The sequence below is a fragment of the Pseudomonas pharyngis genome (assembly GCF_021602345.1).
In the GTDB taxonomy this organism is placed as follows: Bacteria; Pseudomonadota; Gammaproteobacteria; order Pseudomonadales; family Pseudomonadaceae; genus Aquipseudomonas; species Aquipseudomonas pharyngis.
Window position 1 is genome coordinate 12745 of sequence record NZ_BQID01000030.1, and the last position, 16024, is coordinate 28768.

The following is a 16024-nucleotide window of genomic DNA, read 5'->3' on the forward strand; positions in this document are numbered from 1 at the left end:
CTATTTAACCGGTGCCCCTTCGCGGGGCATCAACTAGCGTGTGTCTGGAACAGGACGGTTTATCTGATGACCGTCATACGCTTGATACGCGTGTTGGATCTTGCAGCTGTTACACGCCTTCAAGGACGAAATCGGCCACGAAAGGAGTAGCCCGTGGAAGCAAGGTTTGGTGTCGCCCTCGTTTCGCGTTTTTCCCCACTGTCCCTTGCTGTGCATCTGAGCGTCGTCGGACTGCTGTTCGGTGGCGTCAGCGAGCAGGCGTTAGCCACCTGTTCGGCGGCAGGCTCCACGATCACCTGTTCGGGCGTTCCGAGCCTGCCGCTGTTTCTCAATGACTACAGCAGTGCCACCAGCGGCCTGACGGTCAACGTCAACTCGGGCGCGCAGATGAATGCGACGCTGGGCGGCAAGGTCATCAACCTGACCGGGGCCAATATCAATCTGAACAACTCCGGCACCGTCGACCCGGCCTTGCTGGGCCTGGTGTCGATCCTCAGTGGCGGTGCATTCATCGGCACCGGCGCGACCAGCACGGTCAGCGTGGTCAACAATGCCAGCGGGATCATGCGTGGCACGGGGATGTTGCTCGGCCTCAACCTGACCAGCATTGACGGCCTGGCTATCGGCGTGAACAACGCGGCGGCGGGTACCACGACCATTACCAACAACGGCACCATTACGTCCACAGGGCTGTCGGTCGGCGGCATCACCCTGGCCGATACCCCGGTGGTCGGGGTGTATGGCGGTTCGCAAGTCAACATGACCAACAGTGCCAGCGGCACGATCAACGGCCGGATCGCGTTCGAGACGTCGGCAGCAGGCAACACCTTCACCAACGCCGGTAACATCACTGGCGGCTTGTCGATGGGCGCGGGCAGCACCAACACCTTCTACGCGATCACCGGTTCCAGCGTTAACGTCGGTGACGGTGTGCAAGTCTCCGTCGGCCTCGGTGGCCTGGTCGGCATCAACCTGACCTTCGCCCCGACCGGCACCATCGATGGCGGCGCGGGGGGCACCAACACGCTGATCCTGCAAAACCCGAGCGGCGTCGGTGGTGGCGTCACCGGGACCGGCACCGCGTCCAGCGCGACCTACGTCAACTTCAACAACCTGACCCTCAACAGCGGCACCTGGACCTTGCAGGGGCCGTTGGTCAGCGGGGCGACCACACTCAATGGCGGTGTCGCGCAGTTCAACGACAACGCCGCGTTCGGCAGCGGTGTGCTGACGTCCAACGGCGGGATCCTCCAGGCCAGCAACGCGGGACTGTCGCTGGCCAACCAGATCAATCTGGGCGCGAGCGGCCTGACCCTGCAGGGCATCAACGGCACGACCCTCAACGGCGTGATTTCCGGTACTGGCGGCCTGACCAAGATCGGCAGCGGTCAGCTCAACCTCAACGGCATCAATACCTACACCGGCAACACCGTGCTCAACGGCGGGACGGTGCTGGTGGGCAACAACCAGGCATTCAGCACCGGCGGCATCTCCGTTGGCGGCGCTTCGAGCATCTCGGCAACGACGCCGATTTCGCTGGCCAACGCGATCACGCTCAACAGCACCCTGACCGCAACCGGCACCGGAGCGCTGACCCTGGACGGGGTGATCAGCGGTACCAGCAACCTGACCAAGACCGGCAGCGGCAGCCTGACCCTCAACGGCATCAACACCTACACCGGGAACACCAGCCTCAGCGCCGGCACCTTGCGCGTCGGCAACAACAACGCCCTGGGCACCGGTGTACTCAACACCAGCAACGGCACCAGCCTCGACAGCACCGGCAACGTGACCCTGGCCAATAACGTCGGCATCACCGGCGCGTTGAACGTGCTCGGCAGCAATGCTCTGACCCTGGCCGGCATCGTCTCCGGCACCGGCGCGATCACCAAGAGCGGCAGCGCCAGCCTGACCCTGACCGGCAACAACACCAACAGCGGCACCACCGCGCTCAATGGCGGCAGCTTGCTCGTCGGCAGCAACACCGCCCTCGGCACGGGTGCGTTGAACGCGGCGGCCGGCACTACGCTGGATGCGACCACCGCCGTGACCCTGGCCAACGCGGTGGCGCTGGCGGCGGATCTGACCATCGGCGGTACTCAGGCGCTGGGCTTGAGCGGGGTCATCAGCGGCGCCGGCAACCTGATCAAGAACGGCACCGCTAACCTGACCCTCAGCGGCAACAACACCTTCTCCGGCGGCACGGCGCTGAATGCCGGGACGCTGATCGTCGGCTCCAACACCGCGCTGGGCACCGGCGCGCTGACCACGGCGGCGGGCACCACCCTCGATGCCAGCACCGCCGTGGCGCTGAGCAACGCGGTCGCACTCGGAGGTAACCTGAACATTGGTGGCAGCGCCAACCTGACCCTCGGCGGCGTGGTCAGCGGCAGCGGCGGGCTGACCAAGAACGGCGCGGCGAACCTGATTCTCAACGGCACCAATACGTTCCTCGGTGCTGTTGCGTTGAACGCGGGCACCATCACAGCGGGTGCCAACGCTGCGCTGGGCAGTGGCAATATCACCGTCGGCGGCGCGGCGACCCTCGACAGCAATACCGCGGTGACGCTGAACAACAACGTGATTCTCAACAACAATCTGGGGATCGGCGGCAGCAATGCACTGACCCTCGGCGGGGTGATCAGCGGCGCCAGTCAATTGATCAAGAACGGCACGGCCAACCTGACCCTCAACGGCGCCAACACCTTCACCGGCGGCACCGCACTCAACGCCGGAAGCCTGACCATCGGCAACGGCGCGGCGCTCGGCACCGGCACGCTGACCGTGGGCGGGGCGGGCGGCACGCTCAACAGCAGCGCCAACGTGACGCTGAACAACGCCATCGCGCTGAACGCCAACCTCACCACCGGCGGCGCCAACCCGCTGACTCTGGGCGGTGTGATCAGCGGCGGCAGCAACCTGATCAAGACCGGTGCTTCGACCCTGACCCTGACCGGCAACAACACCTACACCGGCGCTACTTCGCTGAACGCCGGGACGTTGGTCGTCGGCTCCAACACCGCCCTCGGCACCGGCATCCTCAACGCCGCCAATGGCACCACACTGGATGCCAGCACGGCGGCGAGCCTGGCCAACAACGTCAACCTTGGCGGCAACGTGACCATTGGCGGCAGTAACGCGCTGACCCTCGCGGGCGTGGTCTCAGGTGTCGGCGGCCTGATCAAGAGCGGCCCGGCCGATCTGATCCTCAACGGCGCCAACACCTACTTCGGCAACACCGCGCTGAACGTCGGCAAACTGATCGTCGGCAGCAACACCGCGCTGGGCAGCGGTGCACTGAACGCAGCGGCCGGCACCACGCTGGATACCAATACCGCCGTCACTCTGGGCAACCAGGTCAACCTCGCCGGGGCGCTCAATGTGGGCGGCAGCGCGGATCTGAGTCTCACCGGAACCGTCGCCGGCGCCGGTAGCCTGGTGAAAAACGGTGCCGCCAACTTGAGCCTCAATGGCTCCAATACCTACGTCGGCGGCACCACTCTTAACGCCGGCACTCTGACCGTCGGCAACAGCTCGGCGCTCGGCACCGGCGCCTTGACCGTTGGCGGGGCAGCAACCCTCGACAGCAGTTCGCCGCTGGTCAGCCTGGCCAACGCGGTCGTGCTGAATGCGGCGCTGAGCGTCGGCGGCACGCAGAACCTGACCCTCGGCGGCGTGCTCAGCGGCACCGGCCAACTGGTGAAAGACGGGGCGGCCAACCTGACCGTCAACGGCACCAACACCTTCAGCGGCGGCACCACCCTCAACGCCGGCACCCTGACCGTCGGCGCGCCCGGCGCATTGGGCAGCGGCACGCTCACCGTCGGTGGCGCCGCGACGCTGGACAACAGCAGCGCTTTCACCCTCGGCAACAACATCACCCTCGATGCCGGGTTGACGGTGGCCGGCAACAACGGCCTGACCCTCAGCGGCGTGATCGACGGCGCCGGCAGCCTGACCAAAACCGGTCTGGACGACCTGGCCCTCAGCGGCACCAACACCTTCACCGGCGCGCTGAACATTGCCGCCGGCAGCGTCACCACCCTGAGCAGCGGGGCACTGGGCAATACCTCCGGCGCCAACATCAGCGCCGGCGCCAGCCTCAACCTCGGCAGCAGCGCCAGCCTCGACGGCCTGAGCGGCAGCGGCAGCGTGCAAATCGGTGGCGGCAATACCCTCACCGTGGGCGGGGTGAGCAGCACCAGCACCTTCGACGGTGACCTCAGCGGCAACGGCGGTCTGACCAAGGTTGGCACCGGCACCCTGAACCTGACCGGGATCAACGGCATCGTCGGCAACACCGCCGTCAACGGCGGCACCCTGAACCTCAGCGGTTCGCTGGCCAGTGCCCAGGTCAACGTCAATACCGGCGGCACACTCACCGGTAACGGTTCGGCACTCGGCGCGATGACCATCAACAGCGGCGGTCACCTGGCCCTGTCGTCGGGTAATACACTTTCGGCCGGATCGTTGACGCTCGCGGCCGGCAGCAATGTCGATGCGGCGCTGGGGGCACCTTCGACCACGTCGCTGATGAACGTCGGCGGCAACCTCACCCTCGACGGTAATCTCAACGTCACCGATGCCGGTGGTTTCGGCGTCGGTGTGTATCGTCTGTTCAACTACACCGGTGCCCTGACCAATCTGGGCCTGGACGTTGCCAGTGTGCCGGTCGGTTATGGGCTGGGCGATCTGGTGGTGCAGATCGGGGTCGCCAATCAGATCAACATTCAGGTCTCGGCGCCGAATTCGGACATTCGTTACTGGGACGGCAGCCAGACCATCGCCAACGGCACTGTCGATGGCGGCAGCGGTACCTGGAACGGCGCCGGCACCAACTGGACCGACGCCAATGGTCTGGTCAATCAGACCTGGGCCGGCGACTTCGCGGTCTTCCAGGGCACGGCCGGCACGGTATCGGTCAACGGCACGCAACTGTTCACCGGCATGCAGTTCCTCACCGATGGCTACAACGTGGTCAACGGCACCTCGGGACTGCTGACCGCCGTCAACGGTGCCGGCGGCACCACGGCGATGCGCGTTGATCCGGGCGTGACCGCCACAGTCGGCGTGAACATCAACGGCAGCGGCATTCTCAATAAACTCGACAGCGGCACCCTGGTGCTCAATGGCGCCAACAGCTACACCGGCGGCACGCAACTCGATGGCGGCAAAATCGTGGTCGGCAGCAACACCGCGCTGGGCAGCGGTGCGTTGATCGCCAATGCCGGCACGCAACTGGACAGCAACACCGCGGTGACCCTGGCCAACGCGGCCACGCTCAACGGTAACCTGACGATCGTCGGCAGCAATGCGCTGGCCCTCAACGGTGTGATCAACGGCACCGGCGGGCTGATCAAGAACGGCTCGGCCAACCTGACCCTTGGCGGCAACAACGCCTTCCTCGGCCCGGTGGCATTGAACGCGGGCGGACTGGTTCTGGCGTCGAACAGCGCGCTGGGTTCGGCCACCCTGAACGCGGCGAACGGCACCACCCTGGATGCCAGCGGTGCTGTCACGGCGGGTAATGCGATCAACCTGGCGGGCAACCTCGGCATCGTCGGCAGCAACGATCTGACACTCAGCGGTGCGATCAACGGCGCCGGCAGCCTGACCAAGAATGGCGCGGCCAACCTGATCCTGAGCGGGGCCAACAACTTCCTCGGCGGCGTCACCCTCAACGCCGGCACCCTGACCGCCGGCAGCAACGGCGCCCTCGGTCTGGGCAACCTGACGGTGGCCGGTGCTTCGGCGCTGGACAGCAACACTTCGGTGTCGCTGGGCAACAACGTGGTGCTCAACGCCAATCTGACCAACACCGGCAACAGCGACGTGGCCCTCAGCGGCGTGGTCAGCGGCACTGGCGGTTTGATCAAGAACGGCGCCTCTAACCTGACCCTCAACGGCATCAACACCTACAGCGGCGGCACCACGCTGAACGCCGGCACCGTGACCCTCGGCACCGCGGCGAGCCTGGGTTCCGGCGCGGTGACCGTTGCAGGCGCGTCGACCCTCGACACCACGGCGCCGCTGGTGCTGGCCAACAACCTCAACGTCAATGCCAACCTGAGCGTGGCCGGCAACAACAACCTGACGCTCGGCGGCGTGATCGCCGGGGCGGGCACCCTGACCAAGAACGGTCTGGCCGACCTGACGCTGTCCGGCAACAACACCTTCAGCGGCACCTTCGACGTGCAGTCCGGCAGCCTGACCACCCTGGGCAACTCGGCACTGGGCAGCAACGCCGGAGTCAATCTCGGCAATGCCGCGACGCTGAACCTCGGCGGTTCGGGCAGCCTCGCCAGCCTGACCGGCAGCGGCACCGCATTGATCGGCGGCGGTAACACGCTGAGCATCGGCGGCAACAACGCCAGCAGCATTTTCGGCGGTGTGCTCACCGGCACCGGCGAACTGAGCAAACTCGGCACTGGTACGCTGACCCTGACCGGCCTCAACAGCCTGACTGGCAACACCACGGTCAACGCCGGCACCTTGAACGTCAGCGGCTCGCTGGACAGCGCCAGTGTGCTGGTCAACAGCGGCGGCACCCTGACCGGCGGCGGTTCGCTCGGCGGGGCCGTGACCGTGGCGGATGGCGGTCATCTGGCCGGCGCCACCGGCAGCACGCTTTCGGTGAATTCGCTGGTGTTCAACGCCAATTCCAACTTCGATGTCGGCCTCGGCACACCGGTCTCCGGTGGCGGCAACGCGCTGGTCAACGTCGGCGGTAACCTGACCCTCGACGGCACCCTCAACGTCAGCGACATCGGTGGATTCGGCAGCGGCGTGTACCGCTTGATCAACTACACCGGCGGCCTGACCGACAACGGCATGCTGATCGGCACCGTGCCGGGCAGCGTCACCCCGGGCGACCTGACCCTGCAAACCGCACTGGCCAATCAGATCAACCTGCTGGTTACCGCACCGGGCGTTACCGTGCAGTTCTGGGACGGCAACCAACTGGTCGCCAATGGTTCGGTGGATGGCGGCAGCGGCACCTGGGGTACCGGCACCACTAACTGGACCGACGTCAACGGCACCACCAATCAGGCCTGGACCAACAACTTCGCGGTGTTCCAGGGCACGGCGGGCACCGTCACCGTCAACGGCGCGCAAACCCTCACTGGCATGCAGTTCGTCACCGATGGCTACAGCCTGCAGAACGGCACGGCCGGTTCGCTGAATCTGGTCAACGGATCGCTGGGCAATGCCACCGTGCGGGTCGATCCGAACGTCACCGCGACCGTGGGCGTGGCGCTCAACGGCGCCGGCACACTGGGCAAATACGACACCGGCACTTTGGTGCTCAATGCGGCCAACGGCTACACCGGTGGCACCGCGCTCAACGGCGGCAAGATCGTGGTCGGCAACAACGCGGCCCTCGGCACCGGCGTGTTGACCGCCGCCAACGGCACGGCGCTGGACAGCAACGCAGCGGTCAGTCTGGCCAACGCCGTGGTGCTCAACGGCGGACTCACCGTCGCCGGCTCCAACGCATTGACCCTCGGCGGAGTGGTCAGCGGCAGCGGCAGTCTGATCAAGACCGGCGCGTCGAGTCTGACCCTCAACGGCAGCAACACTTACAGCGGTGGCACTCAACTGTCCGGCGGTTCGCTGATCCTGGGCAACAACAGCGCGATCAGCAGCGGCGCCCTCAGCGTGCTGGGCAACGGCACCCTTGACAGCACCAGCGCGCTGCAACTGGCCAACGCCATCAACCTGGGGGCGCAACTGACCCTGGCCGGCAACCAGAACACCACGCTGATCGGGGCGATCACCGGCAGCGGCAGCCTGGTGAAAAACGGCAGTGGCGACCTCGTCCTCAGCGGCGCCAACACCTACAGCGGCGGCACGACGCTGAACGGCGGCAGCACCCGTGGCGACACCAGCAGCCTGCAAGGCGCCATCGCCAACAACGCGACGCTGACCTTCGAGCAGAACAGCGACGGCAGCTACACCGGCAATCTGACCGGCGCCGGTACTTTGAACAAAACCGGCACCGGCGCTTTGCTGCTGACCGGCAACAACACCTTTACCGGCAACACCGCGGTGCAGGGCGGTTCGCTGAACGTCAACGGTGTGCTCAACAGTGCCAGCGTCAACGTAGCCAGCGGGGCGAAGGTCGGCGGCAGCGGCGTGTTCGCCGGCGCCGTGCAACTGGCCAACGGTGCGACGCTGACCGGCGGCGGCACTGCAACGCCGTTGTCGGTGGGTTCGCTGGCATTGTCTTCAGGCACCAACCTGGACTTCAGCCTCGGCTCGGCCGCCAGCTCTACAACGGTGGTCAACGTCGCCGGCAACCTGACCCTCGACGGCACGCTGAACATCAGCAACGCCGGCGGCTTCGGTACCGGGGTCTATCAGCTGTTCAGTTACGGCGGCAGCCTGACCAACAATGGTCTGGTCTACGGCAGCCTGCCGGTGTCGGCGGCCAACCTGACCCTACAGACCGCGCTGGCCAATCAAGTCAACCTGCTGGTGCAGAACACTCCGGGTGAAGTGCAGTTCTGGAACGGCGGCACCACCAACCCGGACGGCAGCATCGGTGGCGGCAGCGGCGTGTGGGGGCCGGGCACCAACTGGACCGATCCGAGCGGTACTCAGGCGCTGGCGTCGAACGGTCAGTTCGCGGTGTTCGGCGGGCAGAGCGGCACAGTCACGGTGCAAGGCAATCAGAACTTCACCGGGTTGCAGTTCCTGTCCAGCGGTTACAGCCTGGTTCCAGGCGCCGGCGGTACGCTGACACCGGTCAACGGCCCGGGCGGCAGCCTCGCGCCGGTGCGGGTGAATGCCGGTGGCAGTGCGGAAATCTCCGTACCGCTGGTGGGCAGTGGCGGCATCGAGAAGCTGGATTCCGGCACCCTGATCCTCAGCGGCGCCAACACCTACAGCGGCGGAACGACGGTCAGCGGCGGTACGCTGATCGGTAATACCACCAGCCTGCAGGGCAACATCCTCAACAACGCATTGCTGGTGTTCCAGCAGAACGCCAATGGTCAGTTCAACGGTGTGCTCAGTGGTACCGGCGCATTGGCCAAGCGGGGGGCCGGAACCCTGCTGTTGACCGGTAATCAGCCGTTCAGTGGCACTGTGGCGGTTGATCAAGGCGTGTTGCAGGTCGGCAGCCGCTCGGCTCGGGCTTCGCTCGGCGGGCAGGTCACCGTGGCCAACGGCGCCGGGCTGAGCGGTAACGGCAGCGTCGGTTCGTTGGTCAACCATGGCGTGGTGCAATCCGGTGCCGAGGCTGGCACCTTGAGTGTCGCCGGCAACCTGACCAACGCTGCCGACGGTGTGCTGGCCCTGACCGTCAGTTCGCCGACCGCCACCCCACTGGCGGTCGGTGGTACCGCCACCCTGGGCGGCGGTCTGCAGGTCAACAGCCTGGCACCGTTCACCGGCAATACCGTGTACTCGCTGATCACCGCCGGTGGCGGAGTGACCGGCACCTTCAGCGCCGCCGACCTGCCGCAATATGCATTCCTTGACACGGCGCTGGTGTATGACCCGAACGCAGTGAACTTGGTGGTCAGCCGCAACGGCAACTCGTTCGTCGACGTCGCCGCCACCCGCAACCAGCGCAACACCGCCTCGGCGTTGATGCGTAACGGTGCGGCGGGCAGTGCGTTGCAGGACGAAATCGTCAACCTCAGCGTAGCCGGGGCACGTAACGCCTTCGACAGTCTGTCGGGGGAAATCCATGCCAGCACCGCCAGCGCAATCCTCGAGGATTCGCGCTACGTGCGTGACGCTGTCAACGACCGTATGCGCCAGCCGTCGTGCAGCGCGCCGGACGATCCACGCCGGGCCCTGGCCCCGAGCGACAATCAGTTGAGCAGCAACGGCTGCCACGGCGAGATGGTCGGCTGGGCCCGGGCACTCGGCGCCTGGGGCGAGTCGGACGGCAACAGCAACAGTGCGAAGCTGGATCGCAACCTGAGCGGCTTCATGCTCGGCACCGACAAGCAGCTCGACGACCAATGGCGCGTCGGCATGGCCGCCGGCTACACCCGCAGCGATCTGGATGCCCATGATCGTCGCTCGGATGCCACGGTCGAGAGCTACCACCTGGCGGCGTACCTCAACTCGCAATTCGATGCCCTGGCGGTGCGCCTTGGTGCGGCGTACAGCTGGCACGACATCGAGACCAAACGCGACGTCAGCGTCGGCGCCTACAACGATCGGTTGAAAGCCAATTACGACGCCCGCAGCGCCCAGGTGTTCGGTGAAGTCGGCTATGCCATCGAAGCGGCCGGGATTGCCCTGGAACCGTTCGCCGGTCTGGCCTACGTCAACTACGACAGCGACAAGGCCAAGGAGAAAGGCGGGGTGGGGCGTCTGCGCGCCGAGTCCGATCAGGACATCACCTTCTCGACCCTGGGCGTGCGCGCCGGCAAGGTCATCACCCTGGCCAACGGCGGGCAGTTCACCCCGCGCGCGGCCCTCGGCTGGCGGCATGCCTTTGGCGACACCAAACCCGACGCCGACCTGACCTTCATCGACGGCGGTGCCTCGTTCAACACCCAGGGCGTGCCGATTGCCAAGGACAGCGCGGTGGTCGAAGCGGGCGTGGACTTCCAGATCAGCCCGACCGGCAAACTCGGTATCGGTTACTCGGGGCAGCTGTCGAACGAGAGCAACGACCATGCGATGACCATCAGCTTCAGCCTCGGGTTCTGATTCAGGAGCGAAGCACTTCAGCCGCCCGCAAGGGCGGTTTTTTTTTGCCCGATCACAGGCTGCGGACGTGCTTTCACCGCAACTCGGATCTTGCTGTAGGAGTTTGCTAAAGCGGCAGGCTTGTTTCTGGCATCACGGACATGTCCTACATGATTAAACGATTGTCCTGACTGCGTTGAACCGTAGATCCACGCAAAGTCCCGAGCCTGAAAAAGGCACAGGAAAAAGTGGATGTTTGGCGCCAGCAAACCCGTTGTATTCAGACTCGAGATAGAGGGTTTTCCCCACGACCTTCAGGTGTTCGAATTCCGGGCCCGGGAAGCGCTCAACCAAATCTACGAGGTTGTACTCGAGCTGGTCAGTGAACGCCGCGACCTTGATCTCGAAGCCCTGCTGCACCGGCCTGCCTTTTTGTCATTCTGCCCGGACGGCTCTGGCATTCACGGCCAGATCCATCGAGTCGCCCAAGGTGATTCGGGCACACGCTTGACCCGCTACCAGATTGTTCTGGTGCCCCATCTGGCCTACCTCGCCCATCGTCATAACCAACGAATTTTCCAGCATCAGAGCGTGCCGCAAATCATCGCCCGCGTGTTGAGCGACCATGGCATGCAGCCGGATGCCTGGCGTTTCCAGCTCAGCGCCGATTACCGGCCTCGCCTGTATTGCGTGCAATTTGAAGAGACGGACTTGTTCTTCATCCAGCGCTTGTGTGAGGAGGAGGGACTGCACTTTCATTTTCAGCACAGTCGCGACGGGCACCTGCTGGTATTCGGTGATGATCAGAGCGCTTTCCCCACGCCGGCTGCACCGACGGCTTATGCACAAGGCAGCGGCATGGTTGCCGAAACTGCGGTCATAGACCGCTTCAACGTCCGCCTGGAAACCCGCACCACGCACGTCAGTCGCCGTGATTACCACTTCGAAAAGCCAACCGTGCAACTGGACGCCGAAGCCAAAGAAACACGGCTTCCAGTGCTTGAGGATTACCGCTTTCCCGGTCAGTTCACTCATCGCGATCGGGGCAGACATCTCAGTCAACGCGCCCTTGAGCGGCATCGCGCTGATTACCGGCAAGCACAGGGGCGCAGCGATCAGAGCCTGATGCGCAGTGGCAGCTTCGTCGACATCAGGGAACATCCGCGCGCCGATTACAACGGTTTATGGCTGCTGACCCGTGTCGATCACGTTGGCCGACAGCCGCAAGTGCTGGAAGAGTCGGCGACCGATCTTGCTACCGCAGACGGCTTCACTCAGGGCTATCGCAACCACTTCGTCGCGACGCCCTGGGACGTCATTTTTCGCCCCGCCCTCGAACACCGTAAACCCCGAATCAACGGCAACCAACATGCCGTGGTGACCGGGCCGCCCGGCGAAGAGATTTACTGCGATTCCTACGGCCGGGTGAAAGTCCAGCTGCTGTGGGACCGCGAAGGCCAGCTCAATGAACAATCCAGTTGCTGGTTGCGCGTAGCCACAGGCTGGGCTCATGACCAATACGGCAGCGTGCAGATTCCGCGCGTCGGCATGGAAGTGCTGGTCGGGTTCACCGAGGGGGATCCGGACAAGCCGTTCGTGCTGGGTTGCCTGCCCAACGCCGTGACGCCAGTGCCGCTGGATCTGCCAGCAGAGCAGACCCGCAGTATCTGGCGCAGCCAGAGCAGCCCCGGTGGTGGCGGTTACAACGAGTTGCGCATCGAGGACAAAAAAGGCGCCGAAGAGATCGCCATCCGCGCGCAACGTGACCTTGTCCAGCTTGTGCTCAATGACCAGCGCGTCCAGGTCGACAATCAACGCACTGTGGTCGTTGGCGGCATTGCCAGTCATGAGCTGCACAGCGACGAACACCATCTGACCGACGGCAATCGCCTGACCGAACTCAAACAGGAAGATCACCTGTGGGTGCATGGCGACCGCCACATTCGGGTCGCCAGCCAACGGCTCAGCGCCGGTCAGCAAATCCACCTCGGGGCCGGTCAGCAAGTGGTCATCGACGGCGGCACCCATGTGACGATCCAGGCCGGCGGGCATTGGTTGACGCTGGGGCCCGAAGGCATTTGCAGCAGCGTGCCGATTCTTCAGGGCGGCGCGCCTGCGCCGGGAATGGCGGCGCAACCGGTGGTGCCGGGGGCGTTGCCGTTGTTGAAAGTGGCATTTGATCCGGTTCAGCAACGCCACGCCCTGGTGTCTACGCGCACTTCGCGTTGTCTGATCTGCGAGGCTGCCCGCGCGTGAGCCTTTCGACCGGTCTGCCCGACGATTTGCCATGGACCCGACACCAGGCCTTTTTGCTGCTGGATGGGGCGACGATCAGTGATCTGCCAACGCGGTTGAAGCAGATTAGCCCTTCGGTCAGCACATTTGCTCTGTATGACCAGCCACCCTTCGCGGCACTGCGCGATCTATCGCCTCTGCTCGTGGCCATCGAGCGGGCTGACGAGCCATTGGTACGGTTCTTCCTGCAACACGCAGCGCAAGAGTGGGGCGTGCTGTTGTTCAGCTGCGCGCCGATGCACAGCGTTGGTGAACACCTGCGCAAACTGCTGAGCGTCGAATTGCCGGCCGGGCAATCGGCGTTGTTGCGGTTGGCCGATGCCGGGGTGGTGCATGCGCTGTATGCCAGTGGCGATCAGCGTTTGTTCGGGCCTTTGACCTGTGTGGTGACGGCGGACTGCGTCAACGATGCCTGGCACGTCCATCGGCCTCGGCAGGCCGAGTGTCCGGAGCTGCCTGTCCCTTATTGTCTGAACCCGGAACAGAACGCGGCGCTGGATCAGGTGGATCGGCGCCGAGCGTTGCTGGATCTGGATGCGCATCTGTTGAAGCACTTTTCCCGATTTCATGTCGGAGAAACCCTGACCCAGCGCTGGCCAGCGCTGCAGCAAATGGAAGCCCAGGCCAGCGCGCTTGGCCTGAGCAGCCGATCCGAGTTGTTCAACTTCGCCAACCTGCTGGCGTTGCTCGACAGCCGCGATATCGCCCAACACCCGCAAATCCACCACTTGTTCCACACGCCTTCTCTGCAATCACCGGGCGAGCGCCTCACGCTGGCCGTTGATGTGGCGCAGCGTTGGGCCAGTCAAAGGGAACGCCCATGACCCATCCCGCCATCCTCGACGCTGCCGCCGCCTCGAAAGCCCCCATCGTTGCGCCCGCGGCTTGCCCGCTGCAACAAACCCATGTGCAACTGCTGCCGTTGAGCTACGGCCTGGTGGAAAGAGCGTTCGATCCGGGCACCGAATTGAAATTGCCGTACACCTTGACCGCGCGCCCGCTGGGCATTCGCCGGCTGCGCGATGGCTGGCTGTACATCATCGACAGCCTCAGCGGCGAGTTGTACGAATACCGAATGCTCGACGGTATCGTCACGGCCCTGCTGCACCAGGGAAAAAAAGTCAGCGAGGATCAGCGCGCAGCGATTGAAGCGCATCCGGCGTTGATCTTTCCCCGGCAAAGTACGTTGTACGTGACCTTGGCCGAGGTGCAGTGGACGGCGGGCAAGTGCCATCAGGTGCTGGACAGCCGCGAAGAGCGCGAGCACTTCATGCAGGCGGTCGATCTTGCAGCGGTGAATTGTCTGACCGGTGGCGAGCATTTACTCACCGTGGAGCAGACCAGACAGTGGTTGGCGGAGGTGGCCGCCGGCGCGGAACCTGTCGCGGAGGTTGACGCGACGCGGATGCCAACCGTGCAGGTCAGCGACGCTCCCGAGCACGAACGCGAACCTTATCTGTGGGAGCAACCGCAGCGTTTTCGCCCAGCGCACATCGGCGAATTCCTCGGCCGGGTGCGCGGGCCCTATCAGGACGACACGCTGTTTCTGCTGGTCAACGACGATCTGGGTGTGATGCGCGATCTGGCCGAGTACCAGGACACCGTGGTCGGCTGGGTCGATGAGTGGAGCAACACCGGCAACAACGCGCGCGATTATCTGCTCGCCAGCTATATCGAGTCGCTGAGCCAACTGAGCGAGACCGATGTCGACGGATTGGCCAAGACCAGCGAACAGCCGCAGGCCAAAGCCCTGTTTGCCGATCTGGAACAGTTGCCCGAGCCGGATCGCGAGAATACGCGCAAGGCGTTGCTCGATTATTTGAACAAGGGCGGGGATGTTCAGGCCGATGCGCCGGCGCCGCCCGAACTGCAAAAACTGCGTGCTCAGGGTTTTGATGACGGCATGGGACAGAATCGTCTGGCCCCTACGGCTGAGGTGGATCGGCGTTTTTACACGCGCCAGTACTTCGAAGCCGTCGCTCCCCAGGACTTTGTCGAACAGCATCTGGAGACGCTGATCCGCCTCGGCAAGGATCAGGATCGGCGCATCAGAGACGTGCTCGACGGCCCGCTACTCAGCGGTAAACGCGGGATCAACGACCTGATCGACCGCCCGGCGATGGACGAGCGACTGAACCTCTTGCGTGACGACCTCGGTCGCTGGAACCGCCTGCTCGAACGCATCACCGCCGACCGCACGCAACTGCTGGTCGCCGGACGCTTCCATCGTTCGGCCTGGTACTACGACGCGCAAGTGGCGGCGCAACTCCATCAGGCCCTCAGCGCCGAATATGCCTGCCTCAAGGACCTGTGCCGCAGCGACGAAGCCAGCGAAAAAATGCTCGGTTATCTGGAGGAACACCCGGAACTGACCCGAACGGTCTTCTACACCTTGCCGCTGCGCCTGCAATCGGAGCAGAGCGGGCAATACTCAACGCTGTTCAACGCCCTCATGGCCACGTTCAACAACCTGCCGGACTGGCTGGCCAAGCTGAAAAGGATCGAACAACCGCAACTGCCGGCCCTCGATGAAATGCCCGAACACACCCGCGTCGTCGCGGCGGCGGTGCAGGACACTTACAGCCCGGCACTGAACCTGGGCCTGAACCGCGTGCTGGAAGGCTTCGACCTCTCGGCCGAAAAAATCCCCGACCTCGATGAACTGTTCCAGCGCCTGCCCAAAGCACTGCGCCTGCGCCTGTTCGACGCGGCAAAAACCAGCGGCGTGACCTTCACCGTCGCCAGCCCGGCTGAGCAGTCCGCGCTGCAAACGGTGATCAAGGAAGTTCTGCGCGAACGCGAATACCTCACGACCCTCAACCGTGAACGCAACCAGATCACCCACAACAAGAATCGTCAGGGCCACAAAACAGCGAGAGCGGTGGAGCTGCAGGAAGAGATCGTGCGGGTGCGGGCACAATTGACGCAGATCGAAGGGCGATTGGCAGCAGCGTTAAGCCCGATTGAAGAACTGCCGGATCGCTCGGCCCGGTTGTACGGCGCGACGCCTGCGAGGGCAGGGGTGACGGTGGTGTTTCCGCCGGCGCAGCAGCAGGAACTGCGCGGGTTGTTG

General features: G+C 64.4%; 4 protein-coding genes. All 4 read left to right on the forward strand.

The annotated features are described in order from the left end of the window. Nucleotides 1-153: 153 nt before the first annotated feature. Nucleotides 154-10677: an autotransporter-associated beta strand repeat-containing protein gene (locus tag L6D74_RS29420; RefSeq protein WP_236191607.1), complete on the forward strand. Its 10524-nt coding sequence runs from the start codon at nucleotides 154-156 to the stop codon at nucleotides 10675-10677. Between the two features lie 231 nt (nucleotides 10678-10908). Then, a complete protein-coding gene (locus L6D74_RS29425) occupies nucleotides 10909-12912 on the forward strand; it encodes a type VI secretion system Vgr family protein (protein WP_236191609.1) in 2004 nt (667 codons plus the stop codon). After that, a complete protein-coding gene (locus tag L6D74_RS29430) occupies nucleotides 12909-13775 on the forward strand; it encodes a DUF4123 domain-containing protein (protein WP_236191611.1) in 867 nt (288 codons plus the stop codon). The genes L6D74_RS29425 and L6D74_RS29430 overlap by 4 nt, the downstream gene beginning before the upstream one ends. Then, nucleotides 13772-16024 (forward strand): toxin VasX (locus L6D74_RS29435; RefSeq protein WP_373874504.1); only part of this gene is annotated, 2253 nt, incomplete at its 3' end. The genes L6D74_RS29430 and L6D74_RS29435, both read left to right, overlap by 4 nt.